The 26,072-nt window shown below is 70.8% G+C and carries 28 protein-coding genes and 2 pseudogenes; 14 read left to right on the forward strand and 16 right to left on the reverse strand.

Annotated elements, in window-relative coordinates:
- Positions 1–421 precede the first annotated feature (421 nt).
- The 3 genes from ACF1GV_RS21895 (at position 422) to ACF1GV_RS21905 (ending at position 3,201) form a co-directional block, all read left to right on the forward strand.
- Positions 422–1,387: an ABC transporter substrate-binding protein gene (locus ACF1GV_RS21895; protein ID WP_391683402.1), complete on the forward strand. Its 966-nt coding sequence runs from the start codon at positions 422–424 to the stop codon at positions 1,385–1,387.
- Positions 1,388–1,423: 36 nt separating this feature from the next.
- Entirely contained in the window at positions 1,424–2,362 is a 939-nt protein-coding gene (locus ACF1GV_RS21900; RefSeq protein WP_391683405.1) for an amino acid ABC transporter permease, read from the forward strand.
- 86 nt (positions 2,363–2,448) lie between these two features.
- Complete coding sequence (locus tag ACF1GV_RS21905; RefSeq protein ID WP_391684024.1) at positions 2,449–3,201, forward strand: amino acid ABC transporter ATP-binding protein; 753 nt, start codon at positions 2,449–2,451, stop codon at positions 3,199–3,201.
- A gap of 83 nt (positions 3,202–3,284) precedes the next feature.
- On the opposite strand, the pseudogene ACF1GV_RS21910 reads toward ACF1GV_RS21905, so the two are convergent.
- Positions 3,285–3,395, reverse strand: a pseudogene (locus ACF1GV_RS21910) (SAM-dependent methyltransferase); the annotation flags it as partial.
- Between the two features lie 165 nt (positions 3,396–3,560).
- Here ACF1GV_RS21910 and ACF1GV_RS21915 point away from each other — a divergent pair.
- Positions 3,561–4,190: a CGNR zinc finger domain-containing protein gene (locus ACF1GV_RS21915; RefSeq protein ID WP_363262585.1), complete on the forward strand. Its 630-nt coding sequence runs from the start codon at positions 3,561–3,563 to the stop codon at positions 4,188–4,190.
- Here the strand turns inward: ACF1GV_RS21915 and sodX are convergent.
- Positions 4,094–4,537: a nickel-type superoxide dismutase maturation protease gene (gene sodX, locus ACF1GV_RS21920; RefSeq protein WP_363262746.1), complete on the reverse strand. Its 444-nt coding sequence runs from the start codon at positions 4,535–4,537 to the stop codon at positions 4,094–4,096. The genes ACF1GV_RS21915 and sodX overlap by 97 nt on opposite strands.
- Positions 4,538–4,682: 145 nt before the next feature.
- Between sodX and sodN the strand changes: the two genes are divergently transcribed.
- On the forward strand, positions 4,683–5,078 hold the full coding sequence (gene sodN / locus ACF1GV_RS21925) for a superoxide dismutase, Ni (RefSeq protein WP_103781377.1): 396 nt from the start codon (positions 4,683–4,685) through the stop codon (positions 5,076–5,078).
- A gap of 16 nt (positions 5,079–5,094) precedes the next feature.
- Here sodN and ACF1GV_RS21930 read toward each other — a convergent pair.
- Positions 5,095–5,601, reverse strand: a pseudogene (locus ACF1GV_RS21930) (tyrosine-type recombinase/integrase); the annotation flags it as partial.
- A 603-nt stretch (positions 5,602–6,204) separates the two neighbouring features.
- Between ACF1GV_RS21930 and ACF1GV_RS21935 the strand changes: the two are divergent.
- Positions 6,205–6,732 carry a hypothetical protein gene (locus ACF1GV_RS21935; protein ID WP_391683408.1) on the forward strand — a complete coding sequence of 176 codons (528 nt, stop codon included), beginning with the start codon at positions 6,205–6,207 and terminating at the stop codon, positions 6,730–6,732.
- A gap of 285 nt (positions 6,733–7,017) precedes the next feature.
- Here the strand turns inward: ACF1GV_RS21935 and ACF1GV_RS21940 are convergent, their stop codons facing one another.
- The 6 genes from ACF1GV_RS21940 to ACF1GV_RS21965 all read right to left on the reverse strand — a co-directional run bounded on the left by ACF1GV_RS21940 (position 7,018) and on the right by ACF1GV_RS21965 (position 14,082).
- Entirely contained in the window at positions 7,018–7,998 is a 981-nt protein-coding gene (locus ACF1GV_RS21940) for a hydroxyacid dehydrogenase (protein ID WP_391684027.1), read from the reverse strand.
- Positions 7,999–8,039: 41 nt separating this feature from the next.
- Positions 8,040–8,948 carry a carbohydrate ABC transporter permease gene (locus ACF1GV_RS21945; RefSeq protein ID WP_391683411.1) on the reverse strand — a complete coding sequence of 303 codons (909 nt, stop codon included), beginning with the start codon at positions 8,946–8,948 and terminating at the stop codon, positions 8,040–8,042.
- On the reverse strand, positions 8,945–9,892 hold the full coding sequence (locus ACF1GV_RS21950) for a carbohydrate ABC transporter permease (protein WP_391683413.1): 948 nt from the start codon (positions 9,890–9,892) through the stop codon (positions 8,945–8,947). Before ACF1GV_RS21950 ends, ACF1GV_RS21945 begins: the two co-directional genes overlap by 4 nt.
- Positions 9,892–11,244 (reverse strand): ABC transporter substrate-binding protein, encoded by a 1,353-nt coding sequence (locus tag ACF1GV_RS21955; RefSeq protein ID WP_391683416.1) that lies wholly within the window; start codon positions 11,242–11,244, stop codon positions 9,892–9,894. The genes ACF1GV_RS21950 and ACF1GV_RS21955 overlap by 1 nt, the downstream gene beginning before the upstream one ends.
- Positions 11,245–11,386: 142 nt before the next feature.
- A complete protein-coding gene (locus tag ACF1GV_RS21960) occupies positions 11,387–12,448 on the reverse strand; it encodes a substrate-binding domain-containing protein (protein ID WP_391683418.1) in 1,062 nt (353 codons plus the stop codon).
- A 143-nt stretch (positions 12,449–12,591) separates the two neighbouring features.
- Positions 12,592–14,082 (reverse strand): right-handed parallel beta-helix repeat-containing protein, encoded by a 1,491-nt coding sequence (locus ACF1GV_RS21965; protein ID WP_391683420.1) that lies wholly within the window; start codon positions 14,080–14,082, stop codon positions 12,592–12,594.
- A gap of 165 nt (positions 14,083–14,247) precedes the next feature.
- Between ACF1GV_RS21965 and ACF1GV_RS21970 the strand changes: the two genes are divergently transcribed.
- Genes ACF1GV_RS21970 through ACF1GV_RS21980 form a run of 3 tightly spaced genes read left to right on the forward strand, consistent with a single transcriptional unit; the run spans position 14,248 to position 15,818 of the window.
- Positions 14,248–14,640, forward strand: coding sequence for a helix-turn-helix transcriptional regulator (locus tag ACF1GV_RS21970; protein WP_363262591.1), 393 nt, complete (start codon positions 14,248–14,250; stop codon positions 14,638–14,640).
- Positions 14,641–14,649: 9 nt separating this feature from the next.
- Complete coding sequence (locus ACF1GV_RS21975; protein ID WP_363262592.1) at positions 14,650–15,060, forward strand: VOC family protein; 411 nt, start codon at positions 14,650–14,652, stop codon at positions 15,058–15,060.
- Between the two features lie 11 nt (positions 15,061–15,071).
- On the forward strand, positions 15,072–15,818 hold the full coding sequence (locus ACF1GV_RS21980) for a VOC family protein (protein WP_391683422.1): 747 nt from the start codon (positions 15,072–15,074) through the stop codon (positions 15,816–15,818).
- A 33-nt stretch (positions 15,819–15,851) separates the two neighbouring features.
- Here the strand turns inward: ACF1GV_RS21980 and ACF1GV_RS21985 are convergent, their stop codons facing one another.
- The 5 genes from ACF1GV_RS21985 to ACF1GV_RS22005 form a co-directional block, all read right to left on the reverse strand.
- Positions 15,852–16,187 (reverse strand): DUF952 domain-containing protein, encoded by a 336-nt coding sequence (locus ACF1GV_RS21985; RefSeq protein ID WP_391683424.1) that lies wholly within the window; start codon positions 16,185–16,187, stop codon positions 15,852–15,854.
- Positions 16,188–16,256: 69 nt separating this feature from the next.
- Positions 16,257–16,523 (reverse strand): hypothetical protein, encoded by a 267-nt coding sequence (locus ACF1GV_RS21990; RefSeq protein WP_391683427.1) that lies wholly within the window; start codon positions 16,521–16,523, stop codon positions 16,257–16,259.
- Between the two features lie 26 nt (positions 16,524–16,549).
- On the reverse strand, positions 16,550–17,158 hold the full coding sequence (locus ACF1GV_RS21995) for a GNAT family N-acetyltransferase (protein WP_391683430.1): 609 nt from the start codon (positions 17,156–17,158) through the stop codon (positions 16,550–16,552).
- A gap of 146 nt (positions 17,159–17,304) precedes the next feature.
- Positions 17,305–18,360 carry a family 2 encapsulin nanocompartment cargo protein polyprenyl transferase gene (locus ACF1GV_RS22000; RefSeq protein WP_391684030.1) on the reverse strand — a complete coding sequence of 352 codons (1,056 nt, stop codon included), beginning with the start codon at positions 18,358–18,360 and terminating at the stop codon, positions 17,305–17,307.
- A gap of 62 nt (positions 18,361–18,422) precedes the next feature.
- The gene (locus ACF1GV_RS22005; protein ID WP_391683433.1) at positions 18,423–19,829 is read right to left on the reverse strand and encodes a family 2B encapsulin nanocompartment shell protein; all 1,407 of its coding nucleotides are present in this window, start codon (positions 19,827–19,829) and stop codon (positions 18,423–18,425) included.
- A gap of 293 nt (positions 19,830–20,122) precedes the next feature.
- Between ACF1GV_RS22005 and ACF1GV_RS22010 the strand changes: the two genes are divergently transcribed.
- Entirely contained in the window at positions 20,123–20,713 is a 591-nt protein-coding gene (locus tag ACF1GV_RS22010; RefSeq protein ID WP_391683436.1) for an N-acetylmuramoyl-L-alanine amidase, read from the forward strand.
- A gap of 50 nt (positions 20,714–20,763) precedes the next feature.
- The gene (locus ACF1GV_RS22015) at positions 20,764–21,660 is read left to right on the forward strand and encodes a 1-aminocyclopropane-1-carboxylate deaminase/D-cysteine desulfhydrase (protein WP_391683438.1); all 897 of its coding nucleotides are present in this window, start codon (positions 20,764–20,766) and stop codon (positions 21,658–21,660) included.
- Between the two features lie 34 nt (positions 21,661–21,694).
- Here the strand turns inward: ACF1GV_RS22015 and ACF1GV_RS22020 are convergent, their stop codons facing one another.
- Complete coding sequence (locus ACF1GV_RS22020) at positions 21,695–23,293, reverse strand: Na+/H+ antiporter (RefSeq protein ID WP_391683441.1); 1,599 nt, start codon at positions 23,291–23,293, stop codon at positions 21,695–21,697.
- Positions 23,294–23,354: 61 nt separating this feature from the next.
- Between ACF1GV_RS22020 and ACF1GV_RS22025 the strand changes: the two genes are divergently transcribed.
- The 3 genes from ACF1GV_RS22025 to ACF1GV_RS22035 all read left to right on the forward strand — a co-directional run bounded on the left by ACF1GV_RS22025 (position 23,355) and on the right by ACF1GV_RS22035 (position 25,507).
- Positions 23,355–23,615 (forward strand): UBP-type zinc finger domain-containing protein, encoded by a 261-nt coding sequence (locus ACF1GV_RS22025; RefSeq protein WP_361631102.1) that lies wholly within the window; start codon positions 23,355–23,357, stop codon positions 23,613–23,615.
- Positions 23,616–23,942: 327 nt separating this feature from the next.
- Positions 23,943–24,359 carry an anti-sigma regulatory factor gene (locus ACF1GV_RS22030; RefSeq protein WP_363262600.1) on the forward strand — a complete coding sequence of 139 codons (417 nt, stop codon included), beginning with the start codon at positions 23,943–23,945 and terminating at the stop codon, positions 24,357–24,359.
- A complete protein-coding gene (locus tag ACF1GV_RS22035) occupies positions 24,356–25,507 on the forward strand; it encodes a SigB/SigF/SigG family RNA polymerase sigma factor (protein WP_391683444.1) in 1,152 nt (383 codons plus the stop codon). The genes ACF1GV_RS22030 and ACF1GV_RS22035 overlap by 4 nt, the downstream gene beginning before the upstream one ends.
- A gap of 64 nt (positions 25,508–25,571) precedes the next feature.
- Here the strand turns inward: ACF1GV_RS22035 and ACF1GV_RS22040 are convergent, their stop codons facing one another.
- Positions 25,572–26,018: a hypothetical protein gene (locus ACF1GV_RS22040; protein WP_391683446.1), complete on the reverse strand. Its 447-nt coding sequence runs from the start codon at positions 26,016–26,018 to the stop codon at positions 25,572–25,574.
- Positions 26,019–26,072: the final 54 nt, after the last annotated feature.

Genomic DNA, 26,072 nt, shown 5'->3' on the forward strand with positions numbered 1-26,072 from the left:
AACCTTCTTACCCGACGGACGGTGTCGCCGACGAGTCGATACCGCGAAGGTCACACGTCAGCCGCATGGCGCGACTTCGCTGATGGCCGAATATGCGGACAAGGTCTGGACAAATACTCAACCCGCACTCAAGCGGACACGATCACGCCGAGGCTGACGCCCGCATGGTGAGATGGACCGAAGATCTTCCTGCCGGAAGCCCAGATTCCCGCAGAAGGTGCGCCGTGATGTACCGGACTGGTGCGGTTCGGGCGTCGCCCGTTATCCGATTTTGACATGGCGAGTCACCTGAATGTCGGAGTCCGAATGGCAAGATGCCGTAATCACACGAGGTCGCGACACTCGAAGGTGTGTGTTCTTGTCGACCCATCGGCATTGCCGTCAACCATCGGCACCATCCATCCCGCCGGAGGAACCCACGATGACCGCAAGCTCCACCCGTCGTACGACCGCCGCGCACTCACGGCTAGCAGCGGTCGGTGCGATCGCGGTCGCAGGCGCACTGCTGCTCACCGGCTGTGGTGACCAGACCAAGAAGGACACCGGTTCACAGAGCAGCGGCGGGGCCTCCACCACCACCGCCCCGCTCGCCGACCTGCTCCCCAAGTCCGTCCGTGACAAGGGTGTCATCAGGGTCGGCTCGGACATCGCGTACGCGCCGGTGGAGTTCCGGGACAGCTCCGGCAACACGGCCGGCATCGACCCGGACATCGCCGACGCCCTGGGCAAGCAGCTCGGCGTGAAGTTCGAGTTCCAGAACGGCACCTTCGACACGCTGATCACCGGTCTGCGCTCCAAGCGCTACGACATCGCCATGTCCGCGATGACCGACACCAAGGACCGCCAGCAGGGCATCGACGCCGACACCGGCAAGAAGGTCGGCGAGGGTGTGGACTTCGTCGACTACTTCACCGCCGGTGTCTCGATCTACACCCAGAAGGGCAAGGACCAGGGCATCAAGTCCTGGGCCGACCTGTGCGGCAAGAAGATCGTGGTGCAGCGCGGCACGACCTCCGAGGATCTCGCCAAGACCGAGGCGAAGAAGTGCCCGGCCGGCAAGACCCTGTCGATCGAGGCCTTCGACACCGACCAGCAGGCCCAGACCCGCCTGCGCGCGGGCGGCGCCAACGCCGGCTCCTCCGACTTCCCGGTCGCCGCGTACGCGGTGAAGACCTCCGGCGGTGGCAACGACTTCCAGATCGTCGGCGGCCAGGTCGAGGCCGCCCCGTACGGCATCGCCGTCGCCAAGGCCAACACGCAGGTGCGCGACGCCCTGAAGACCGCGATGGACGCGATCATCAAGAACGGCGAGTACAACAAGATCCTCCAGAAGTGGGGCGTCACGGCCGGCGCCGTGAAGCAGGCCACCGTCAACGGCGGCAAGTGACCGCTCGATTCCTGCGGGCACTGAAAGGCAACACCCGTGACTGTTGACATAGACAAGACGACGGAACCGGCGGCCACCCCGCCGGCCGGCCCGGAGGCCATCAAGGCCATCCCGGTCCGTCACTACGGGCGGTACATCTCGGCCGTCATCGCAGTCGCCCTGCTGGGCGGCATCGTCTACGCGTTCTCCCAGGGCAAGATCAACTGGGGCGCGATCCCGGACTACTTCTTCAACCACCGTGTGCTCACCGGCGTGGGCAACACTCTGCTGCTGACCATCCTCTCGATGCTCATCGGCGTGGTCGGCGGCATCGTGCTCGCGGTGATGCGGCTGTCGAAGAACCCGGTGACCTCGTCGATCGCGTGGTTCTACATCTGGTTCTTCCGGGGCACCCCGGTCCTGGTCCAGCTGATCGTCTGGTTCAACCTGGGTCTGGTCTTCGAGTACATCAACCTCGGGCCGATCTACAAGAACGAGTGGTCGGACTTCATGACCCCGTTCCTGACCGCGCTGCTCGGCCTCGGCCTCAACGAGGCCGCGTACATGGCGGAGATCTGCCGCGCCGGTCTGCTCGCGGTCGACGAGGGCCAGACGGAGGCGGCGCACGCGCTGGGCATGAGCCACAGCAAGACGCTGCGCCGGATCGTGATTCCGCAGGCGATGCGCGTGATCGTGCCGCCGACGGGCAACGAGGTCATCAACATGCTGAAGACGACCTCGCTGGTCTCGGTCGTCCAGTACTCCGAGTTGTTGCGCGTCGCGCAGGACATCGGCCAGACCTCAGGCGCCCCGGCCGAGATGCTGTTCCTGGCCGCCGCCTGGTACCTGCTGCTGACCTCGGTGTTCAGCGTGGGCCAGTACTACCTGGAGCGTTACTACGCCCGCGGCTCCAGCCGCCAGCTGCCGGCCACGCCGTGGCAGAAGGTCAAGGCGAACGTGCTCTCCCTGTCCGGCCGGAAGGGAGCCACAGCATGACCGAGAAGATCGCGAAGAACGACAAGGCCAACGAGACGGTGAAGACCGACACGGCGGACACCGCCCCCAAGAAGTCCACCGTCCCGATGGTGAAGGCCGAAGGCGTCCACAAGAACTTCGGCGCGCTCGAGGTGCTCAAGGGCATCAACCTCGAGGTCAAGCAGGGCGAGGTGTTCTGCCTGATCGGCCCGTCCGGCTCGGGCAAGTCGACCTTCCTGCGGTGCATCAACCACCTCGAGAAGATCAACGCCGGCCGGCTTTACGTCGACGGCGAGCTGGTCGGCTACCGCCAGAAGGGCGACAAGCTGTACGAGCTGAAGGACAGCGAGGTCGCGCGCAAGCGCCGGGACATCGGCATGGTGTTCCAGCGGTTCAACCTCTTCCCGCACATGACGGCCGTCGAGAACGTCATGGAAGCGCCGATGCAGGTCAAGGGCGCCGGCAAGACACAGGCGCGGGAGCGCGCCCTGCAGCTGCTGGAGCGCGTGGGCCTGGCCGACAAGGCGCGCAGCTACCCCTCGCAGCTCTCCGGCGGCCAGCAGCAGCGGGTGGCGATCGCCCGGGCGCTGGCGATGGACCCGAAGCTGATGCTGTTCGACGAGCCGACCTCGGCGCTGGACCCCGAGCTCGTGGGTGACGTCCTCGACGTCATGCGGGATCTGGCCGAGTCGGGCATGACGATGATCGTCGTCACGCACGAGATGGGCTTCGCCCGCGAGGTGGGCGACAGCCTGGTCTTCATGGACGGCGGTGTGGTGGTCGAGTCCGGCCACCCGCGCGACGTCCTGACCAACCCGCAGCACGACCGGACGAAGTCCTTCCTGTCCAAGGTGCTGTAGGCGAGGTGCTGTAGGCGCGCATGCGCGAGGGGCGGTACGGCTTGGCCGTACCGCCCCTCGGCGTCTCCCGGCTACGGGCGCATGGCCTGATCCGTGCGGGCGCGGCGCCGGATCCCCTCGTCCGCGTTGATCCGGGGCGTGCCGTCGTCGATCATGTGGTCCGCGTCGAGGAAGACGCCGCCGTGCCGGACGAGGCTGCCGGCAGGGGCCGGCGCAGTCGGGATCTCGGCAGCCCGGCCGGCGAGCCGGTGTCCGTCATCGCCGCCCCTCCGTCCGGGATGACCGTAATACCCTGTAACCACGACCGGCTGTTACCCGACCGCACCCACGACCATAGAGCGCCTTCGTAAGGACTACAGGTGGAACTGGCCTATTACTCGGATTACGCCGTACGGCTCGTGAACAGCGAGGAACCGGCCCGCGGCAAGGACTGCCTGACCTCGGTGGAGGCCGTCCGGGAGCTGTTCGGCGTCAACCAGTCGGCGGCCCGCCGGGCCACCGACGCGGACGTCACCCGGTTCCGCTCGGTACGGGCGCGGCTGCGCGCGGTCTTCGAGGCCGCCGACGAGGGCGACGAGACCCGTGCGGTGGACCTGCTGAACGCGCTGCTGCTGGAGTTCCCGGTCAGCCCCCAGGTCTCCGGCCACGACCACCGCGACGACGACGGCCGCCCGCTGTGGCACATGCACCTGGCCGACCACCCGTCCAACGCGACGGCCGGCTACGCCGCCATCGCCGCGATGGGCCTCGCGTTCCACCTGACGGAGTACGGCGTGGACCGCCTGGGCCTGTGCGAGGCCGCGCCCTGCCGCAACGCCTTCCTGGACACCTCGACCAACCGCTCCCGGCGCTACTGCTCCGACCGCTGCGCCACCCGCGCCAACGTCGCCGCCTACCGGGCCCGCAAGCGCCTGGAGGCCGACCGGTCGGCGAACACGGGCCTGGCGGCCGACACCGCCCAGCGCACGACGGCCAGCGGCGAACGCTGATCCGGCTCGGGCGGGCGACGGAAGCGGAACAGCACCCGCCCCACGATCAGCTCGTCCGGTACGACGCCGAAGTCCTCGCTGTCGGTGGTCGTCCCGAAGGCGTTGTCGGCGAGCACCCACCAGCCGCCCTCACGGCGCTCGGCCGCGCGCTTGACCACCAGCAGGTTCTGCTGCAGCGGATGGCGCAGGACGATGATGTGGCCCGGGCGGACCCGGCTCCCGTACCGCACCAGCAGCTGGTCGCCGTGGTACAGCGTCGGCACCATCGACGGGCCCGTGACCTCCACCCAGCCGAAGGGCGGTTCGGCGCCCCTGCCCTGCTCGGTGCCCTGCGACAGCTCCGGCATCACCCGTACCTCCCCGGTCCGATCGTCCACCAGTCCCAGTCTGACCCTGGACTTTTGTCCTAAGCCCAAGGGGGCACCCGCGAAAACCCGTGCCACAGGGAGTAATGTCCCACCTGAGAAGACGATCACGAGGAAGGAATGCTCCATGCTTTCCCGCCTGTTTGCCCCCAAGGTCAAGGTCAGCGCGCACTGCGACCTGCCCTGCGGCGTGTACGACCCGGCCCAGGCCCGCATCGAGGCGGAGTCGGTGAAGGCCGTACAGGAGAAGATGGCCGGCAACGACGACCCGCACTTCCAGGCTCGTGCCACGGTCATCAAGGAGCAGCGCGCCGAGCTCGCGAAGCACCACGTCTCCGTGCTGTGGAGCGACTACTTCAAGGCCCCGCACTTCGAGAAGTACCCGCAGCTGCACCAGCTGGTCAACGACACCCTGAAGGCGCTGTCGGCCGCCAAGGCCTCCACCGACCCGAAGACCGGTGAGAAGGCCCTGGAGCTGATCGCCGAGATCGACAAGATCTTCTGGGAGACCAAGAAGGCCTGATCTTTGGATCATGCCGTTGACCTGCGGTTTCCTTGACCGCCTGGTCCTTCGGTCCGCACCCGGTCCGCAGGCCGCCGAGTACGGCGTCCATGACGGACCGGGTGCGGTCCTCTTCGCCCGGCCACAGATGGCGTAGATCCGCAGCGTGATGACGGCGGACGCGTGGCCGAGGACGAGCCGGACCTGCTTGACGCTCGCCCCGCCCGCGATGAGCGCGGAGGCGAAGAAGTGCCGCAGGTCGTGGGTCACCATGTGCGGCAGCCCGACGGGCTTGCGGCCCTCGCGCTCGGCTGCCTCGTTTCTCCGCCGCCTGGAGCGCACTGCGAGGGCAGTTCCACTCGGTCTTCCACCGTCGGTAGTTGAGCGGCTCACCCTCCTCCATCGTGAACAGCCAGTCCCTGGACGGGCGTGCGGCAAGATGCGCGAGGAGCGCGTCGGTGACGACCTCCCCGACCGGGACCGTCCGCCGGGACTTGGCGGTCGCCGGCGGGCCGATCCTCCCGGACTGGAGCCGCTGCCGTTCCCCTTCGCGTCCACCAACGAAGGTGCCGGCCTCGGGGACGGCACCTTCTCCGTCCGCTGCGTGCCGGGCGCGGAGAACAGCAAGGCGGGCAGCGAGCTGTCCGACTGGCACGGCAGCGACCGGATCCTGCACGACAACGCGTACGGCATCTACGTGAAGGGACCGCTACACGTCCAGGAGGGGGGCGGCCTGCAGGTCGCTCCCCCTCCCTCGGGTTGCCAGATCACCGCATGTCGAGCGGGGGCTTTCCGTGCTGACGGATCAGGCGATCCCGCCGACTCTCCTTGGCAGCGGCAACCGGTGGTTCCTGCGTTCCCGAGGGGACGAATACGATCAAGCACGTTTCGAACCCACCTCCGCCGGCCCCTCATGGTTCAGGAACGAAGCGATCGCGCAGCAACTCGGTCAGCCACCTTCGAAGACCACCTCACCCCGGCGCGGAACAAAGCCGGGACGACAACCGGTTCTCCGTCCGGTTGATCGACGGCGATGACAATGAGACCGGCGGTCGCAGGCTCGACCAGATGTACACCCTCAACCGCATGCTGGACGGCGACGCCTTCTACATGAAGATCACCAGCTAGCGGAAAGGGCAGCGGCACCATGGCGCTCCTGGCTGAATACCGTTGCAAGGCCACACCGGCTCGCCGGGTTGTGGAGGTCTACGACGCCGATGCCTACCTCGGCGACGAAGCAGCCCTGGACGCCGCTGAGGCACAGGTGGCCGCCGGCAATGGCTACCACCTCTACCTCCGCAGCCTGCAGCCAGACATCGAGGTCGAGGTCGCCCTTCGCGTCTGGGACATCGCCCCCGTCCCGCCCGCCGAGGCCGAAGGCCACGTGCCCGTCAGCATCGAATCGGAAACCGGCGTCCTCGTCGTCAACCAACTGGAATACGGCCCCGCGGGGGAGATGACCCTGCCCCGCCCGGGCGTGTACGAAGGCCACGCCTGGTGGGAGAACCGGCAGGCGACAGCCGACTACTACGCGACGACGCTCGACCACCCCACAGACGACACCTTCGAAGACCACCTCACCCAGGCGTGGAACAACCCCCCGGTCACCGAACGCTACGTGCTGGACCTCGCCTACATCCGCGAACCGGAACCCGTCGACGAAGATGATCTGTAAGCCGGGGCAGTCCGCACACAGTCCGCAGGACACCCGATCGGGACCGTCGCACCCCATCGCCCGCAAACGGTAAAAGGCCAAGTCGGCGACGTGCAGCGTCTATCGCTGCAGGTCACCGACCCGGCCCGTTACCAGAAGACCGAGGCCTGATCTTCCCGCGCCCTCTGACCTGCGGTCGTTTCGACCGCAGCGTCTCCTGCCCGCACCCGGTCCACAGCGCGCCGCACAGGCGTCCTGACGGTCCGGGTGCGGTCTCTTTCATCACGGCGCTCATGAAGTGCCCGCTCACGCCGAGCGGTGCCACTCCGCCCGGCTCACGGGGTGGGCGAAGGGGCGGCCCGTGGCGTAGCGCTCCAGTTCGTCCGCCGCGGCCGCGGCCATGCGGTGCAGCTCGTTGCCCAGGGAGCCCGCGATGTGCGGGGTCAGGAGCACGTTGGGCAGGTCGTAGAGCGGGGAGTCGGGAGGCAGGACCTCCGGCACCGTCACGTCGAGGACCGCGTCGAGGCGGCCCGCGGTCAGCTCCTCGGTCAGCGCGTCCTGGTCGACGAGGGAGCCGCGGGAGGTGTTGATGAGCGTGGCGCCGGTGTGCATGAGCGCCAGCCGGTCCGCGTCGATCAGGTGCCGGGTCTCGGGCAGTTCCGGGGCGTGCACGCTGACCACGTCCGACGCGGCGCACAGCTCGTCGAGGCCGACCGCCCGCGCACCCAGCGCCTTGGCCTCGGCGGGCGGGACGTAGGGGTCGTACAGGAGGAGGTCCAGGTCGTGCGGGCGCAGCAGGTCCAGGACGCGGCGGCCGATGCGGGAGGCGCCGACGATGCCGACCGTACGGCGGTGGTTGCCGGCCTGTGCGTAGGCGCCCTGCCAGTCATGCGGGGCGCGGCGGCGCCGGTAGTCGTCGCGGATGCGCAGGAGTTGTTTGCCCGCGAGCAGGATCAGGGCGACGGTGTACTCCGCGACCGGCAGGGCGTTCGCCCAGGCCGCGGAGGTGACCTGGAGACCGCGTTGCCAGCAGGCCTCGGTGATGTGGTGTTTGACGGAGCCGGCCGCGTGGACGACCGCCCGCAGCCGGGGAGCCTCGGCCAGCACCTCCGCCGTCAGCGGCGGGCAGCCCCAGCTGCTGACGATGACCTCGGTGTCCCGGAGCACGGCCGCCGCCCGGGGTTCGGTGAAGTCCTCGACGACCAGCTTGGGGTCGAGGTCCGCGAGGTCGGTGAGCCGGGTCAGGGTCGGTGGGTCGATGAGCTTGGCCGCGAGGTCGGCGTGCATGGCGAGCAGGGCTCGCGGGCGGCGGCGGTCCGGGAAGAAGGTCACTTGACGGCCCCCGCGGTCAGGCCCGCCTTCCAGAACCGCTGCAGCGCCACGAAGGCGACGACGAGCGGGATCACGGCGAGCAGGGAACCGGTCACCACGAGCGGGTAGTACTCGGGGAACGAGTGTGTCTGCGTGTTCCACGCGTACAGGCCGAGGCTGACCGGGAAGAGCTTGGTGTCGGACAGCATCACCAGCGGCAGGAAGAAGTTGTTCCAGATCGCCGTGAACTGGAACAGGCAGATCGTCACGAACCCCGGCATGACCATCCGCAGCCCGATCGACCAGAAGGTCCGCAGCTCACCGGCGCCGTCCATGCGCGCGGCCTCCAGCACCTCGCCGGGCACGTATCCGGCGCAGAAGACGCGGGCCAGGTACACGCCGAACGGGTTGACCAGGGAGGGCAGGAACACCGCCCAGAAGGTGTTGACCAGGCCCGTCTTGGAGGCGAGCAGATACATCGGCAGGGCGAGCGCGGTGGTCGGCACCAGCACGCCGAGCAGCACGAGGCCGAAGAGCTTCTCTTTGCCGGGGAAACGCGAGACGTGGAAGGCGTACCCCGCCGCGACGCAGATCAGCCCGCACAGCAGCGCGCCGGCACCGGCGTACAGCAGGGAGTTGAGGTACCAGCGGAAGTACACACCGTCGCCGGTCGCTGCGAGGTTCGCGAGGTTGTCGCCGAGGTGCCAGCGCGACGGCGACAGGGTCCGCCCGCCGAGCAGGTCGCCGGTGTTCTTGGCGGCGGCGGTCAGCAGCCACAGCAGCGGGAAGAGGGTGTAGGCGGTGGCCAGTAGCAGGATGCCGTTGACGGCCGCCTTGGACAGCGACCAGGGGCTGCGGCCGGGCTCCGCGGTGTCGTGCGCGGGGGTCTTCAGCGGCTGCGGCCGTACGGGCGCGGCGGTGCTCATGCCTTCGCTCCCTTCGGCTTGGCGCCGCGGCCGCCCGTCAGCCGGGTGACCACGAAGGACAGCACGGCGGCGGCGAGGGCGAGTAGGACGGAGGCGGCCGCGGCGAGTCCGTAGTCGTTCCGTTCGAAGGCCGCGGTGTAGGCGTACATGTTGGGCGTCCAGGTGGTGACGACGCCGGGGGCCGCGCCGTGCAGGATCGTCGGCTCGGTGAACAGCTGGAGCGAGCCGATGACGGTGAACAGGCCGACCATGGCGAGCGAGGGCCGGATCAGCGGGAGTTTGATGCTCAGCGCGGTGCGCAGGGGGCCGGCGCCGTCGACGACCGAGGCTTCCAGCACCTCGCGCGGGATGGCCTGGAGCGCGGCGAAGAAGATGATGAGGTTGTAGCCGGTCCACTCCCACAGCGCGATGTTGACGACCGCCGGGACCGGGTGGCCGAGCAGGTCGGCCTCGATGCCGCCGGAGTTCAGGGCGCCGATCACCGGGCTCACACCGGGGGTGTACAGGTACATCCACACCAGGGCGGCGATGATGCCGGGCACGGCGTGCGGCAGGAACAGCGCGAGCTGGAAGAAGCGCCGGGCGCGGGCGAGGGTGGAGTCGAGCAGCAGCGCCAGCAGCAGGGACAGGCCCAGCATGAGCGGGATGTACAGCGCGCAGTACAGCGCCAGGTTGAGGAAGCCGTCGCGGAAGGCGGCGTCGCCGAGGGCGTCGGTGTAGTTGCCGAGGCCGGTGAAGACGCGCCGTACGCCGCCGAAGCCGAGACCGGAGCGGCGCTCGCGGTAGAGGCTCAGGTAGACGGCGTTGCCGATGGGGACGAGCGTGCAGGCGGTGAAGAGCAGGAAGAACGGCAGGAGCAGGACCACCGGGGCGCCGGGCCTCCCGCGCCGGCGGGCGGGGCGGGAGGCCGGGGCGCTGCCGTGGGGCAGCGTCGGGGCGACCATCAGCCGGTCACCTTGATGCCGCGGTTGCCCAGTTCCTTGGTGGTCGCGGTCTGGGCGACCGTGACGCTGTCGAAGATGCTGCCCTTGCCGCCCTTGATGCCGGCGAAGGAGTCCTTCAGGGAGTTGTTGGTGACGCCCATGGCCGGGCCCCAGCTCCAGTCGGTGCGAATGGACTTCGCGGCGTCCTGGAAGAGCGTGTAGACGTCCTGCCCGGCGAACAGCGCTCCCTTGAAGGAGCCCCTGGCGACCGGGACGAGCGCGGGCGCGGCCGGGTAGGCGGAGGAGGTGCCACTGGCGATACGGGCCTTGATGCCGGCCTCGGTGGTGGTCGCCCACTCGGCGAACTTCACCGCGGCCTCGGCCTTCTTGCTGTCCTTGGACACGGCGAAGGTGGAGCCGCCGAGCATGCCGCCGGCGGGGTTGCCGTCGGTGGTCGGGATCGGCGCGGCCGCCCACTTGCCGGTCTGGTCCGGCAGGGTGGAGCCGAGCACGCCCGCGCCCCAGCTGGCGCCGAGGTAGCCGACGGTCTGCCCCTTCTGCAGGGCGGCGGTCCACTGCTGGGAGAAGGACGGGGCGACGTCGATCAGATCGTCGTCGATCATCTTCTGCCAGTAGTCGGCGGTCTGCCGGGTCGCGGAGTCGACGAAGTTCACCTTCCAGGAGTCGCCCTCGGTCTTGAACCACTGCGCGCCCGCCTGCCAGGCCATCGCCTCGAAGGTGCTGGGGTCGTCGGGGAAGAAGGTGGCGATACGGGCCTTGGGGTCGGCCTTCTTGATCTTCTCGGCGTCGGCGCGGAACTCGGCCCACGTCTTGGGCGGCGCGGTGATGTGCGCCGTGGCGAAGACGTCCTTGCGGTAGTAGAAGGTCTGCGGCGCGGCGTCCAGCGGCAGCGCCCAGGTCGATCCGCCGAGCGTGGTCAGCTGCACGGCCTGCGGCAGGTACTCGGCCTTGAGGCCGGCGGGAACCAGCGTGCTGATGTCCTTGACCGCGCCCTGGCTGACGAAGTCCGGCAGCTGCGGGTACTCCACGTTGAACACGTCGGGTGCGTTGCCCGCCTTCACCGCATTGGAGATCTTGGCGTAGCCGCCGGCGTTGCCGGAAGGGATCTCCTGGAACTGCACCTTCACGTCCTTCTGCGCCGCGTTGAAGGCATCCACGACGTCCTTGGTGCCCTTGGCCCAGCCCCAGAACGTGATCGTCACCGGACCGTTCTTGCCTGCGGCGCCGGCGTCCGCGTCCTCGCCCGACCCGCAGGCGGCGAGCGTGGCCAGCGACAGGGCGGTGGCGACGGCGAGGGCGGTGGAGCGGACTCTGCGTGAGGTGGCTCTGCGAGAGGTGGCGGAGGAAGTCATGGGCGCAGCTCCTTGAACGGGGCGGGATCGAGTGACATCCTCAAGCGCCATTTGATCGGAGTCAATACTCTTCGATCAAATGATCTGAAGTGATCAGACGAGCCTGCCGAAGAGCGTGCCCGGCGCCGCACGGGCCGTACCGTCAGCCGCAGGACGCGCGCACCGTGAGCGTCGGCAGCAGCTCGATCTGGTGCACGGGCAGCGCGTCGCCCTCCTCCAGCCGGCGCAGCAGCAGCCTGAGCGCCTCCGCGCCCACGGCCCGCTTGGGCGGGGCCACCGCGGTCAGCGGCGGGTCGGAGAGGTTGGCGTACACGTCGTCGTACGACACCAGGGCCAGGTCGTCGGGGACGGTGAGACCGTGGGCGCGCAGCAGCGGCGGCAGCTGGATGGCGTCCTGGTCGTTGTGGACCAGCACGGCCCGCACACCGGAGGCGGCGGCCTCGGCGATCCGCGCGGCCAGCTCCTGATGGGCGCTCGCGGGATGCGCGGCGGCCGGTGTGGGCACATCGATCACCGGCAGGTCGGCGAGCCCGAGCCCCTCGACCGCCATGGCGTACCCGGCGCGCACCTCGTGCGCGGTGCGGGTGTCGGAACGGGCGGCGAGCAGGACGGACGTATGGCCGCGCTCGGCCAGCCGGCGCAGGGCGAGAAGTACACCGTGGCGGTGGTTCGAGCAGACGGCGTCGAGCCCTGCGGCCGGGCTCGCGGGGGCGGCCCGGCGCTCGACCAGAACGGCCGGGACGGGCAGGCCGCCCAGCCAGTCGCTGCCGACGAGGCCTCCCTGAGCCGACCAGTTGGGGGTGAGCAGCAGCCCGTCGACGTCCGACTCCAGCAGCCGCTCCACCTGGGCGCGGTCGCTGTCCGTCTCGTAGGGGGCGATGCCGAGTACCACCCGCGCCCCGGCGGCGGTCGCCGCGGCGCTGGCGCCCGCGACGACCTCGTCGAAGTACGACCCGACGGACGGCACCAGCATGCCGATCACCCGCCCCTGCCCACCGGGCCCGGCCGCAGGCGCGCCCGCCGGCAGCGAGACCGCCCCGTGCGTGCGCTCCAGCCGGCCTTCGTCGGCCAGCGCGGCCACATCGCGGCGGACCGTGACGGCGGGGATGCCCAGGCGCTCGGCCAGCTCCACGACCCGGACGGATCCGGCCTCCCGCACCACCTCGAGGATGCGCGTACGGCGTTCCTGCGCCGATGCGGCCATCGGGTCCTCCTGATCCTGGCGCGGTGGCGCCCGTCGCCCTCTGCTTCGGGGCTCACGACCTCCCGCCCTCACGGTATCCGATCACATCGTGGTCATCTGATCAATTCGCTCCATCAATTCGCTCTGCTCCCGAGACCGGCCTCTCACAGGCCCGGCCCGTTGTAGGCGCCCCGGTGCGGCTTGGCGGTCGCGGAGACCGGGTTGCCCCAGTAGTCACGGCCGCCGTTGTCCTGGACGACCCCGCCGTTGCCGAGCGCCGGTGAGCCCGCCTTCAGCCGGTAGCCCGCGGCGGAGGCGAGGGTGTCGCCGCCGGTGCCGGGCGCGGTGAACTGCGGGTCGCCGACGATGCCGTTGGCGGTGGGACGGGGCACGCCCTGGAAGACGTTCCACAGCCAGGAGATCCCGGAGCCGGTGGGCAGCCGCGAGTCGGCGGTCCCGACCCAGATGTTGTTCTCCACCAGAGCGGTGGCGGGCAGTGTGACGTCGAACTTCTTGTCCGGGCAGTAGAAGACGTTGTTGTACATCCGCAGCGCGGACCGGCCGCCCGAGGCGTGGACGATACGGCCGTCGTTCTCGGAGACGTTGTAGCGGATGACCTGCGTCGCCGCGCCGCTGGTGCCGCAGCCGTCGCAGTCGAGGAAGAAGCCGCCGATGTTGTCGCGGCTGAAGTTGTACTGGATCGTGCAGGTGCCGGTGTTGCCCCAGTCGCAGTCGAAGGACTCGCTGTCGAAGACGGACATCCGCGTGATGTCGTGGACGGCGTTGAACTGCATCACCGGGTTGTGGTCGCCGAGCACCCAGATCCCGGCGAAGTTCCCGCCGGAGAACGGATAGACACCGTTGCCGACCCCAGCTGCGGTGTTGTACTGGATCAGCGGCGCCTCGGCATAGCTGACGATGACACCGTCACCGCCGACGTCGGTGATCGTGTTCCGCTCGATCAGCACCCCGGTGCCCTTGAGGGCCATCGAGCCGACCCGGACCTTCACGCCCCCGCCGCCGGTGTTGCCGACCGTGTTGTCGTGGACGTGGATGTCGTTCAGCGCGGACCCGGTGCCGCTCGCGCCGGTGACGATGCCGGCGGACTGCACGTAGTCGTCGGTCGTCGGGCTGTTCTTGTTCGTCTGCCCGGCGACCCGGTCCACGACGAGATCGCCGATGTCGAAGCCGGAGTGCGCGTGGCCGTCGGTCGCGGAGACACGCAGGCCGGTCCGGCGCGCGAGAGCCGGGGCAGGGTTGGTGATCTTCAGACCTCGGATGATCCAGTGGTCCTGGTCGGTGAAGGAGACGGCGTCGGGCGCGCCGGCGCCGTCGATCACGGGGCGGGCCCCGGACCCGTACGCGGTCAGCGTGACCGGGGCGGCGGCGGTGCCGCTGCCGCGGGGCGTGAGGGTGCCGGTGCAGGTCGTACCGGCGGCCAGGGCGAGGGTGTCACCGGGGCCGTAGGTGCGGGCGCTTGCCTGGGCGAGGCTGTTGAAGGGGGCGGCCTGGCTGCCGTCGCCCGCGGTGGTCCGCGAACAGTCGACGTAGGTGGTGGTGCCGGCGGCCGACGCGGATACGGCGGGCAGCGCGGCCGTACCCATCACGACGAGCGCGACGACGGCCCGCCGGAGCCGGGCGGGGGTGATCCTCATGACGCGTCCACCTTTCTTGGTGGCTCAGGGGACCGGGACGACGCCCGAAGCTAGGGAGACAGACGGATCACGTCAATGGTTACGTATCAAACGATCGCTATTCGCTCATATATCGATCGATTGATCGGCGGGTCCGGGGCCGGTCTGGCGTGGCATGCTGGCCGGGTGACCCCCGAGGACCTGGTGCGGCTGCGCAGGGCACGCGACCGTATGGACCGCGAGTACGCCGAGCCCCTGGACATCTCCGCGCTCGCCCGTACGGCTCTGATGTCCCCGGGTCACTTCCAGCGCAGCTTCCGCGAGGCCTACGGCGAGACGCCCTACGGCTATCTCATGACCCGCCGTGTCGAGCGCGCCAAGGCGCTGCTGCGGCGCGGGGATCTGAGCGTGACCGAGGTGTGCCTCGCCGTCGGCTGCACCTCCCTGGGCTCGTTCAGCTCCCGGTTCACCCAGCTCGTGGGCATGACACCGACCGCGTACCGGGCCCGTCCGCACGAGGCGGCCGCGCAGATCCCGCCCTGCGTGGTGCGCAGGCTCACGCGACCGCGCCGACCCTAGGGTGACGTCATGGATGTGAAACTGAAGCAGTGCTTCATCACCGTCGACGACCCCGACAAGGCACTCGCCTTCTACCGGGACGTCCTCGGCCTCGAGCTGCGCAACGACGTGGAGTTCGAGGGACTGCGCTGGCTCACCGTCGGCTCCCCGCTCCAGCCGGACGTGGAGATCGTCCTGGAGCCGCCGGCCGCCGACGCCTCCCCCGCCGACCGGGAGACGCTGACCCGGCTGCTGGCCAAGGGGGTGCTGCGCGGGGTCATCTTCACCACCCCGGACTGCGAGTCCCTGTGCGAGAAGGTCCGCGAGGCCGGCACCGACATCCTCCAGGAACCGATGGACCAGCCCTACGGAGTGCGCGACTGCGCCTTCCGGGACCCGGCGGGCAATCTGCTGCGGTTCATGCAGCGAGCGGAGAGCTGATCATTCCCGCCATGGACCGGCACGTCCGGTGGACCTACGCCTTCGTCGACCGCCCGGCCGAAGTCCTGGACCGCGCCTGCGCGTTCTGGACGGCCGCCACGGGCACGCGGCTGTCCCCGGCGCGCGGTGAGCGGGGGGAGTTCACCACCCTGCTCCCGGACGACGGCGCCGACGCATGCCTGAAGGCGCAGGGGGTCGCGGCGGGCCCGGGCGGCGCCCACCTCGACTTCGCCGTGGCCGACGTGCCGGAGTTCGTGGCGTCGGCGCTGCGGCTGGGCGCACGCGTCGAGGCGGAGCACGAGGGCTGGGCGGTGCTGCGCTCCCCCGCCGGGCAGCTGTTCTGCGCGGTGCCGTGGCACGGCGAGCGCCGGCGCCCGCCCGTCGTCCACGGCAGCCGCCTCGACCAGGTGTGCCTCGATGTGCCGCCCTCGGCCCACGACGCCGAAGTCGCCTTCTTCGGCGCGCTCCTGCCGCGGTGGACGTCCCGGCCCGGCTCCCGCCCCGAGTTCCATGTCATCGCCCCGCCCGACGGATTGCCGGTCCGCATCCTGCTCCAGCGTCTGGGCGAGGAACGGCCCGCCTCCGCCCACCTCGACATGGCCTGCGCCGACCGGGCGGCGACCCGCGCCCGGCACGAGCAGCTGGGCGCCACCGTCGTCTCCGCCGGCGCCCACTGGACGGTCATGCGGGATCCGGCGGGCGGCCTGTACTGCCTCACGGCCCGCGACCCCGAGACGGGCGGACTGCCCCCTCGGTGACGGGCGGACTGCCCTCTCGGTGAGGGCCCGGGCTCACGCCGGCCACGGCTCCACGGACACGACCGCCTCCGCCGGGATGGGCCCGTACACATGCGGGAACTCCTCACCGCCGGGTTCGGCGGCCTCGTACTTCAGCGGCACGTCCAGCCGTGCCGGGTCCACGACCAGGACGACCAGCTCGTCCGGGCCGTCGTAGCCGCCGTACAGGAAATCGGCCACCGGCGCGAGCTGCTCCCGGGTTGAGCAGTGGATGAACCCCTCCTGCTCCAGCGTGCGGCCGCGGGTCGAAAGGGTGTACCGGCCCTCGGCGCGGGCGGCCTCCCACAGGGAGCGTTCGGTGAGGTGGAGGATGTGCGGCGCGTCGGTCATGCACCCACGCTATGCGGTGAAGGGCCTCCCACCCACGGCTTTACGATGGTCGGCCTCCCTGCACAGCCGTCAGGGTTCGTCCGCTGCGGACGCCTCGGATGTCCCGGACGTCCCGGCCGCGCCGGAGGCGTCGCCGTCCTCGTTCGGGGCGGCGACGACCGGAGGCTCGCTGCGGGACGCCCGCGCGGTGGACGGCTCGGCAAAGGCCGGGCACCCGGCGTTGCGGCAGGGCCCGGGCACCCACACAGGCACCCAGGCGCCCAGCGTCTTGTGGCGCCGGACCACCGTCTCGACGCGCTGTCCGCAGACGGGACAGACGGGTTCGTCGCTGCCCACGTCTTCAGCGTAGGGCGATGCGCGGTTCAGCGCTTCCCGCGGCGGGGCTCGCGCCACATGGGCCACATCCTCGGGCCGTCGGGCAGGTCCAGCACGCCGTCCATGACCGTGAAGCCGAGGCGCTCGTACAGCGCCCGGCTGCGCGCGTTGCTGGCCTCCAGATACGCGGCCCGCCCTTCGCGGTCGCACCGCTCGAGGACGTGCTCGATCAGCGCGGTGCCCAGTCCCGCTCCCTGCCGCTGCGGCGCGACGCCGATCATCCACAGATAGGCGTGCGAGCGGTCCGCGGGGTGGATCCCGGCCGTCAGACGCCCGATCAGCTCCACCCGCTCGTTGTCCGGGTCCACGGCCCGGCGCAGCTCGGCGGGACCGTCGCCCCCGTTGTCGTCGTCATGATCCCCGCCCGGCACGGACAGCCACAGCGCGCATGCCGCCCCGTCCTCGGTGATGTCGATCCAGCCGTCACCGAGAGCGATGTCGGTGAACGCCGCCATGAGCCGGTGGTGGGTGCCGCGCCGGTACTCCTCACCAGGGAACACCCAGGCGCTGACCGGATCGTCCCGAAAGGCCTCGTCCAGCAGCCGTACGACCGCCTCCCGGTCGCCCGTGCCCGCCCGCCGTATCGCCACACCCATCCCGGCCCCCTTCAACGCGCCTGTCTTCTACGGGGGTTGACCCTATCCACCCTCTGTCCGTCCCCTCTCCGTCCCCTCTCCGTCCGTTCCTTTCGATCCCCTCCTCTCGCCCTGTGGACGTCTCGGCCTCTCGCCCCCACGACCCGTCACGCACTGCGCCGGGTCACGAACTCCGCCAGGCTCAGCAGGCCCCCCGCCCGCTCCGGCTCCGGCACGGCGCGGGCCAGGGCGCAGACCGCGCGGGACATCCGGTCGGCGGCCTCCTCCTGCGCCCAGTCACGGCCACCGGCCCGCTCGACCGCCAGCGCCGTGCACTCGACGTCCTCCGGCTCGAACGGCGCCCCGTACAGCTCGGCCAGCCGGACGGCCGCCGTGGTGCCGGAGACCAGCGCCGCCACCACCGGCAGCGACTTCTTGCGCGCCGCGAGGTCCGCACCGGCCGGCTTGCCCGTGCGCCCGGGGTCGCCCCAGATCCCGATCACGTCGTCGATGAGCTGAAACGCGAGCCCGGCCTCGCGGCCGAACGCGTCCAGTGCGTCGACGTCCTCTGCGGCCGCACCCGCGTACAGCGCACCGATGGCACACGCACACCCCAGCAGCGCCCCCGCCTTGGCCTCGGCCATGGCGAGCACCTCGTCGAGGTCCACGTCACCGGGCGATCGCCGCTCCAGCGCGGTGTCGGTGTGCTGCCCGGCGCACAGCTCCACCACGCACGCCGCGAGCCGGGCGGCGGCCGCCGCGGACGCCGGATGCGGATCCTCGGCGAGCAGCTTGAGCGCGAGCGCCTGGAGCGCGTCGCCCGCGAGGATCGCGTCGGCGTCGCCGAACACGGCCCATGCGGTCGGCTTGTGCCGGCGGGTGACGTCCCGGTCCATCACGTCGTCGTGCAGCAGCGTGAAGTTGTGCACCAGCTCCAACGCCGCTGCCGCCCGCACCGCGCTGTCCCGGGCCGGTGTGCCGCCCAGCGCGTCGGCTGCCGCCAGCACGAGCGCGGGACGCAGGGCCTTGCCCGCGAAACCCGCTGCCGGGCTGCCGTCCGGCTGCTCCCACCCGAAGTGGTAGCGCGCGACACGCCGCATGGGCCCCGGCAGTGAGCCGATCGCCGCGCGCAGCTCGGGATCGACCAGGGCCCGCGTCTGCTCCAGCAGCGCCGCCGCCTCGGCTGTGTCGGCCGGTCCGGCCGGTGCCCCCTGGGCGGGCAGCGTGGCCGAAGGGTGTGCCCGCCCCGCGGCGGGGCGGGCACGGGGCCCCTGGACGGGGAGGGTCACCGCCAGCGGCCGATCTCGACGTTCTCCAGCACACCGAGCGCGTCCGGCACGAGCACGGCGGCCGAGTAGTAGGCCGTGACCAGGTACTTGATGATCGCCTGTTCGTTGATGCCCATGAACCGCACCGACAGGCTCGGCTCGATCTCGTCCGGGATGCCCGACTGCCGCAGACCGATGACGCCCTGGTCCTGCTCGCCGAGACGCATTGCGATGATGGAGGTGGTGCGCGCCTCGGTCACCGGGATCTTGTTGCACGGATAGATGGGCACGCCCCGCCAGGTCGGGATGCGGTTGCCGCCCACGTCGATGGTCTCCGGGACCAGCCCGCGCTTGTTCAGCTCGCGCCCGAACGCGGCGATCGCCCGCGGGTGGGCGAGGAACATCTTGGTGCCGCGCCGACGGCTGAGCAGCTCGTCCAGGTCGTCGGGGCCGGGCACACCGTCGTGCGGCTGGATCCGCTGGTCGTACTCGCAGTTGTGGAGCAGCCCGAACTCCCGGTTGTTGACCAGCTCGTGCTCCTGGCGCTCCTTCAACGCCTCGACGGTGAGCCGCAGCTGCTGCTCCGTCTGGTTCATCGGCTGGTTGTACAGGTCGGCCACGCGCGAGTGGATGCGCAGGACGGTCTGGGCGATGCTCAGTTCGTACTCACGGGGCCGGCTCTCGTAGTCGACGAAGGTGTGCGGGATGTCCGGCTCGCCGGAGTGGCCGGCCGCGAGCTCGACCTCCTTCTCCCCGTACCTGTTGGTGCGCTGCGCCGGAACGGAGCGCGCCTGCCGCAGCTGCTCGCGCAGCGACTCGGCGCGCTCGGCGACCTGCTCGACGTCCTGGCGGGAGAGGATCAGTACCGTGCAGGCGGTGTCCGCGCGGGCGGTGTACTCCCAGATGGCGTCGCCGGACATCAGCGCCTGCTCGCCGAAGTAGGCGCCGTCGGCGAGCACGCCGAGGACCTGGTCGTCGCCGTACGGGCCGGTGCCGACCTTCTCGACCCTGCCGTGGGCCAGCAGGTACACCTCCTCGGCCTGGCTGCCGAAGGAGGCGATCACCTCGCCGGGGGCGAACTCGTGCTGCCGGCAGCGCTGGGCCAGTTCCGCCAGCACTTCCTCGTCCTCGTAGGCCCGCAGGGCGGGCAGCTCGCCCAGCTCCGCGGGGATGACCTCGACACGGTCTCCGGTCTTCACGAACGTGACGCGGCCGTCGCCGACCGCGTAGGTCAGCCGCCGGTTCACCCGGTACGTGCCGCCCTGCACGTCCACCCACGGCAGGAGCCGCAGCAGCCAGCGCGAGCTGATCTCCTGCATCTGCGGAACGGACTTGGTGGTGGTGGCCAGGTTCCGCGCGGCCGCGGTGCCGAGGCTCTGCTGCGGCCTGGTCTCTTCCGTGCGGACCTCTTCGCCTACCGACATAGAGAATTGCCCTCTCAGTGCTGCGCTGGCTCCGAAGCGCGCCAGGCATTCGATCTGGTGACCAGGCTCCCATTACGGAGCGTGCCGGTGCTATTACACGAACGAGCGGGGTTGGATCACTCCGCGAAGGGAAAACTCAACAGCTCTCCCAGCCGCCCGCCTCAAGTCGGCGTGTCCGGATCGGCTCGCACACCGTACGAACGATGTAGTCCAACTCGTCCGGTTTCGGTAGAAGCGGTGTACGACGGCGGCCGCGCCCCGTGGCCCCGGGACAGCAGCACGAAGGAGGCGACATGGCCTCACCCCTGTCCGCGAGCGACTTTCTCACCGCGCTGAGAGCCGAGGGCCTGGAGGTCGTCGAGGTCGGCGACTGGAGGCATCACCATCGCAACCACAAGGGTCCCTGGGGACCGGTGCACGGCGTGATGATCCATCACACGGTGACCCGGGGCAGCGCACGCACGGTGGAGATCTGCCGGGACGGCCACCCCGGGCTGCCGGGACCGCTGTGCCACGGTGTGATCACCAAGGACGGCACGGTCCACCTGGTCGGTTACGGCCGGGCCAACCACGCAGGCCTGGGCGACGACGACGTCCTGCGCGCGGTGATCGCGGAGAAGGCGCTGCCGCACGACAACGAGGCGAACACCGACGGCAACCGCCATTTCTACGGCTTCGAGTGCGAGAACCTCGGCGACGGCGAGGACCCCTGGCCCGAGGCTCAGCTGATCGCGATCCAGAAGGCCGCGGCGGCGATCTGCCGCCGGCACGGATGGACGCAGTGGTCGGTCATCGGGCACCTGGAGTGGCAGCCTGGGAAGGTGGACCCGCGGGGCTTCACGATGGCGTGGCTGCGGGAGCGGATCCGCGACCGGTTGAAGTAGGAGCGGGGTACGGCGGGCAGCCGGCGGGACGGGCGTTCGACAATGGTGCCGTGACCAGCCTGGACGCCCTCCACCCACGCCTGCCCTCGCCCCTGGACGAGGCGGCGGACGACCGCTTCGCCCGGCACGGCGTCCGGCTGCTGCTCAAGCGCGACGATCTGATCCACCGGGAGCTGATCGGCAACAAGTGGCGCAAGCTCGCCCCGAACCTGGACGCGGCGGCAGGCCGGCCGATCGTGACCTTCGGCGGCGCGTACTCCAACCACCTGCGGGCCACGGCCGCAGCGGGCAGTCTCCTCGGCGTCCCGACGATCGGCGTGGTCCGCGGCGAGGAACTGGCCGGGCGCCCCCTCAACCCCTCCCTCGCCCGCTGCGCCACGGACGGTATGCGGCTGCACTTCGTCGACAGGTCGACGTATCGCCGTAAGACGGAACCGGACATTCTTGCCGCGGTGCTGGACGCCGTGGACGCCCGGGAGGCGTATGTCGTCCCCGAGGGAGGCAGCAACGCGGCGGCCGTACGAGGATGCGTCGCGCTCGGGGCGGAGCTGCGGGGGCGGGCCGATGTGGTCGCGCTCGCCTGCGGCACCGGCGGCACGCTGGCCGGGCTGGCCGCCGGGCTGGACCCCGGGCAGCGCGCGGTGGGCGTCCCCGTCCTCAAGGGGGGCTTCCTGCTCGACGACGTGCGGGCGCTGCAGGAGCGGGCCTTCGGCGGTCCGCGCGGCGACTGGCTGCTGGACGACCGGTTCCACTTCGGCGGCTACGCGCGCGTGCCCCCCGCGCTCGACGCCTTCGCCGACGACTTCGAAGACCGCCACGGGCTGCCCGTCGAACGTCTCTATGTCGCCAAGATGCTGTACGGACTCCTCACCCTCACCGAGGAGGGCGCGTTCCCGAGGGGCACCACCCTCGCGGCGGTGATCACCGGCCGCCCCTTTCCCGAGTGACGAGCCCGGCCACGACCACCGCGCCTCCGGGCGACTAGGTCGCCTCCCGGTACGCCGCCGCCTCCTCCAGGTCCAGCCGGCGCAGCAGGGCGCGCAGCATCTCGTCGTCGATGTAGCGGCCGTCGCGCAGTTTCACGAAGACCTCGCGCTCGGCGCCGATCATCTCGCCGGACAGCCGCCGGTAGGTGTCGTCGGCGGTCTCGCCGGTGATCGGGTTGACCTGGCCGAGGCGTTCCCACACGGCGTTGCGGCGGCGCTCCAGGACGCTGCGCAGCCGGTCGGCGAGCGGTCCCGGCAGCGCGTTGCGCTCGTCGGCCAACAGATCGTCGAGGCGCCGTTCGGCGGCGCGGGATGCCTGCGCCTGGGCGTTGGCCTCGGCGAGGGTCTCGGCCTGCGCGTCGCGGCCGGGGAACTTCAGCAGCCGGATCAGCGGCGGCAGGGACAGGCCCTGCACCACGAGGGTGCCGATGACCGTGGTGAAGGTCAGGAAGAGGACGAGGTTGCGGTGCGGGAAGGGCTGCTCGCCGTCGTGCAGGTGGAGCGGGATGGAGAAGGCGATGGCCAGCGAGACCACGCCCCGCATCCCGGCCCAGGCGATGACCACGGGGGCGCGCCAGGTCGGGTTCTCCTCGCGGGCGCGGATGCGCGCCGACAGCAGCCGGGGCAGGAAGGTCGCCGGGTACACCCACAGGAAGCGGACCGCGACGACCACGAGGAAGAGGGCGACGGCGTACCAGACGGCGTCGACGCCCTTGTACTCCCCGAGGCCCTGCAGGACGACCGGCAGTTGCAGGCCGATGAGCGCGAACACGGCCGACTCCAGGACGAAGGCGACCATCTTCCACACCGCCTCCTCCTGCAGCCGGGTGGCGAAGTCGACCTCCCAGTTCCGGTGGCCGAGGTAGAGGGCGACGACGACCACGGCGAGCACGCCCGACGCGTGCACCTGCTCGGCCGCCGCGTACGCGACGAACGGGATCAGCAGGGAGAGCGTGTTCTGCAGCAGGGGTTCCTTGAGGTGGGTGCGCAGCCAGTGGATCGGCGCCATCAGGATCAGGCCCACCACCACGCCGCCGACCGCCGCGAGCAGGAACTCGCCGATCCCGCCGGCCCAGGAGGCGCCCTCGCCGACGGCGGCGGCGAGGGCCACCTTGTAGGCGGTGATCGCGGTGGCGTCGTTCAGCAGGGACTCGCCCTGGAGGATGGTCGTGATCCGGGAGGGCAGCCCGACCCGGCGGGCCACCGCCGTCGCGGCCACCGCGTCCGGCGGCGCGACGACCGCGCCGAGCACCAGCGCCGCGGTCAGCGGCAGGCCGGGCACCAGGACGTACGCGGCCCAGCCGACGACGACGGTCGCGAACAGGACGTATCCGACCGACAGCAGCGCCACGGGCCGCATCTGCGCCCTGAGGTCGAGGTAGGAGCTGTCGACGGCGGAGGTGTAGAGCAACGGCGGCAGCAGCAGGGGCAGGACGACGTCGGGGGCGAGCCGGTAGTCGGGGACGCCGGGGACGTACGCCACCGCGAGGCCGACCGCGACCAGCAGCAGTGGCGCCGGCACCGGGGTGCGCCGGGCGGCCGCGGCCACCGCCGCACTCCCCGCCACCAGCAACAGCAGTGGCATCACGTCCATCGTCCTCGCCCACCCTCGTTCTCGGCGCCGCTCGCCGCACGCCCGTCGTAACCTGGCAATCATGAAACAGTGCACGCACGCCGACGCGCTGCCCCGTCCGGAACCGACTCCGCTCAGCGAGACGTGTCCGGAGTGCCTGCGGGACGGCACCCACCCGGTGCAGCTGCGGCTGTGTCTGACGTGCGGCCACGTGGGCTGCTGCGACTCCTCGCCGAACCGGCACGCCACCGGACACCACAAGGAAACCGGTCATCCGGTGATGCGCACCTTCGAACCCGGCGAGGACTGGCGCTGGTGCTTCGTCGACCACGTGCTGGTATGAGCGGTCGGTCACCGGTGGAAGCCGCCGTGAACGGCCCGGTACCGGCGGAAAACGGGCTGCGGGAGGAGACCGGAAGGGACCGTACCGGGTACGGTTCGAGCGTCTGACGCCTGGGTACGTCAATCCGGCGCGCGCTGTTCCCAATTGGACCCGCCCACCCTCTAGCCACGGAGCGTATCCGGAGCTTTACTATGAGTGACGGCAAGGGGTTGGGGTCCCGGGACAGGAAACTTCTGGGCGCGATAGCGTCACCGCAGTACCACACTTCGCGTTGACCCGGGGGGCGACCCTCGGCCCCGAACAGCTCGTACCACCTTGGAGGTGAGGGTGTCCCAGATCGCAGGCGAGCCCGTGGTGAACCAGGACTTCGTGGAGGTCCGGCTGCCGGCTGCGGGTGCCTACCTGTCGGTGCTGCGGACGGCCACGGCCGGTCTCGCGGCCCGTTTGGACTTCACCCTGGACGAGATCGAGGACCTGCGCATCGCCGTGGACGAGGCCTGCGCGATCCTGCTGCAGCAGGCCGTGCCGGGCTCGGTGCTCTCCTGCGTCTTCCGGCTCGTCGACGACTCACTCGAGGTCACCGTCTCGGCGCCGACCACGGACGGGCACGCCCCCTCGCGGGACACGTTCGCCTGGACCGTCCTGTCCGCCCTCGCGGGCAAGGTCTCCTCCGCCGTGGACGAGGACAAGACCGTTTCGATCAGCCTCTACAAACAGCGCGGCGCGGGACCCGGGCCGGCGTGAGGAACGGGGACGGGCCGGTGCGGGACGAAGAGCGCGACACCAGGGAACTGCCGCCCGAGAACGCCCTGGGCGCTCAGGGTGCTTCCCGGCGTACGGCGGACGGCATCGACGGCATCCCCGAGCAGGCCCGGCCGCATCCGGAGGACGAGTCCTCCCGGGCCGGGGCCGTGGACGCCGGTCCGCGGGGCACCGCCGACGGCGGCCCGCGGCAGAGGGAAGGCGCCGGACGGGGCAATCCCCGGGGCCGGCGGAACGGGGGCACCCCTGTCCCAGCGGAAGCCGGGGCTCGGGGCAGGGCAACGGGCGGGACGATGAGCGAGCACGAGCGAGACGCCGAGGAACAGGCGCCGGACGGGCAGGCCGTGCGCGAGGTGCGGGTCACGCCGCACGGCCCGCAGGACCGCAGCGGGGCGCGGGCGATGTTCATCGAGCTGCGCGCGCTGAATCAGGGCAGCCCGGAGTACGCCGAGCTGCGCAACAGGCTGGTCCGGATGCACCTGCCGCTCGTCGAGCACCTCGCGCGCCGCTTCCGCAACCGCGGCGAGCCGCTCGACGACCTCACCCAGGTCGCCACCATCGGGCTGATCAAGTCCGTCGACCGCTTCGATCCGGACCGCGGCGTGGAGTTCTCCACGTATGCGACCCCGACGGTCGTCGGCGAGATCAAGCGGCACTTCCGCGACAAGGGCTGGGCGGTGCGCGTGCCGCGCCGGCTGCAGGAGCTGCGGCTGTCGCTGACGACGGCCACGGCGGAGCTGTCGCAGCTGCACGGCCGCTCGCCCACGGTCCACGAGCTCGCCGAGAAGCTGGCGATCTCGGAGGAGGAGGTCCTGGAGGGCCTGGAGTCGGCCAACGCCTACTCCACGCTGTCGCTCGACGTCCCGGACACCGACGACGAGTCCCCGGCGGTCGCCGACACCCTGGGCGCCGAGGACGAGGCGCTGGAGGGCGTGGAGTACCGGGAGTCGCTCAAACCGCTGCTGGAGGGCCTCCCGCCGCGCGAGAAGCGGATCCTGCTGCTGCGCTTCTTCGGCAACATGACCCAGTCGCAGATCGCGCAGGAGGTCGGCATCTCCCAGATGCATGTGTCCCGGCTCCTGGCGAGGACCCTGGCGCAGCTGCGGGAGAAGCTGCTCGTGGAGGAGTGACGAGCGGTTCGCTGTCGGTGACGGCTCCCGGTGCGGGCGTGAGCGCCCACGGGGGCCGTCGCCGTTACTTCTGCGCGCCCGGTCCCCGGATGCCAAGGGCCCGGGTCGTCTCGCCGTTGACCAGGAGGACCAGCGCGGCGACGGCGACGGCGGTGAGCGCGATGCCCGCCGGGATGGCGGCGCCGTCGGCGTGGATCAGGTTGTAGGCCACCGGCAGCGCGATGATCTGCGTGATGACGGCAGGACCGCGGCTCCAGCTGCGGCGGGCCAGCAGTCCGCGCGCGGCCAGCAGCGGCAGCAGCGCGAGGACGACGATGGTCACCCCGCCGGTCACGGCCTGCTGCCGGTCGTCCGGGGCACCGGTCATCGCGAGGACGAGCATCCACACCCCGCCGACGAGCAGCGCGAGCCCTTCGAGGCCGGCGAGCACCGCGGCGTACGTCAGACGCCGCGGGCGCGGGCCGGCGGTGTCCTGGGTCTGCGTGGGGGTGGGGGTCTGCTCACTGCTCACCCCTGAAGGGTAGCCCTCACCCGACGCACCCCCGGGGCGAGCCTCACCCGCGGG

Origin of the sequence: Streptomyces sp. NPDC014006 (assembly GCF_043088925.1) — a bacterium.
Classification (GTDB): Bacteria; Actinomycetota; Actinomycetes; order Streptomycetales; family Streptomycetaceae; genus Streptomyces.

Excerpts from the sequence above, each read along its gene's own strand:
- ACF1GV_RS21895 (WP_391683402.1), top strand. The coding sequence starts at position 422 with ATGACCGCAAGCTCCACCCGTCGTACGACCGCCGCGCACTCACGGCTA.
- ACF1GV_RS21905 (WP_391684024.1), top strand. The coding sequence starts at position 2,449 with ATGGTGAAGGCCGAAGGCGTCCACAAGAACTTCGGCGCGCTCGAGGTG.
- sodX (WP_363262746.1), bottom strand. The coding sequence starts at position 4,537 with ATGCCGGAGCTGTCGCAGGGCACCGAGCAGGGCAGGGGCGCCGAACCG.
- sodN (WP_103781377.1), top strand. The coding sequence starts at position 4,683 with ATGCTTTCCCGCCTGTTTGCCCCCAAGGTCAAGGTCAGCGCGCACTGC.
- ACF1GV_RS21935 (WP_391683408.1), top strand. The coding sequence starts at position 6,205 with ATGGCGCTCCTGGCTGAATACCGTTGCAAGGCCACACCGGCTCGCCGG.
- ACF1GV_RS21940 (WP_391684027.1), bottom strand. The coding sequence starts at position 7,998 with ATGCACGCCGACCTCGCGGCCAAGCTCATCGACCCACCGACCCTGACC.
- ACF1GV_RS21945 (WP_391683411.1), bottom strand. The coding sequence starts at position 8,948 with ATGAGCACCGCCGCGCCCGTACGGCCGCAGCCGCTGAAGACCCCCGCG.
- ACF1GV_RS21950 (WP_391683413.1), bottom strand. The coding sequence starts at position 9,892 with ATGGTCGCCCCGACGCTGCCCCACGGCAGCGCCCCGGCCTCCCGCCCC.
- ACF1GV_RS21955 (WP_391683416.1), bottom strand. The coding sequence starts at position 11,244 with ATGACTTCCTCCGCCACCTCTCGCAGAGCCACCTCACGCAGAGTCCGC.
- ACF1GV_RS21960 (WP_391683418.1), bottom strand. The coding sequence starts at position 12,448 with ATGGCCGCATCGGCGCAGGAACGCCGTACGCGCATCCTCGAGGTGGTG.
- ACF1GV_RS21965 (WP_391683420.1), bottom strand. The coding sequence starts at position 14,082 with ATGAGGATCACCCCCGCCCGGCTCCGGCGGGCCGTCGTCGCGCTCGTC.
- ACF1GV_RS21975 (WP_363262592.1), top strand. The coding sequence starts at position 14,650 with ATGGATGTGAAACTGAAGCAGTGCTTCATCACCGTCGACGACCCCGAC.
- ACF1GV_RS21980 (WP_391683422.1), top strand. The coding sequence starts at position 15,072 with ATGGACCGGCACGTCCGGTGGACCTACGCCTTCGTCGACCGCCCGGCC.
- ACF1GV_RS21985 (WP_391683424.1), bottom strand. The coding sequence starts at position 16,187 with ATGACCGACGCGCCGCACATCCTCCACCTCACCGAACGCTCCCTGTGG.
- ACF1GV_RS21995 (WP_391683430.1), bottom strand. The coding sequence starts at position 17,158 with ATGGGTGTGGCGATACGGCGGGCGGGCACGGGCGACCGGGAGGCGGTC.
- ACF1GV_RS22005 (WP_391683433.1), bottom strand. The coding sequence starts at position 19,829 with ATGTCGGTAGGCGAAGAGGTCCGCACGGAAGAGACCAGGCCGCAGCAG.
- ACF1GV_RS22010 (WP_391683436.1), top strand. The coding sequence starts at position 20,123 with ATGGCCTCACCCCTGTCCGCGAGCGACTTTCTCACCGCGCTGAGAGCC.
- ACF1GV_RS22020 (WP_391683441.1), bottom strand. The coding sequence starts at position 23,293 with ATGGACGTGATGCCACTGCTGTTGCTGGTGGCGGGGAGTGCGGCGGTG.
- ACF1GV_RS22025 (WP_361631102.1), top strand. The coding sequence starts at position 23,355 with ATGAAACAGTGCACGCACGCCGACGCGCTGCCCCGTCCGGAACCGACT.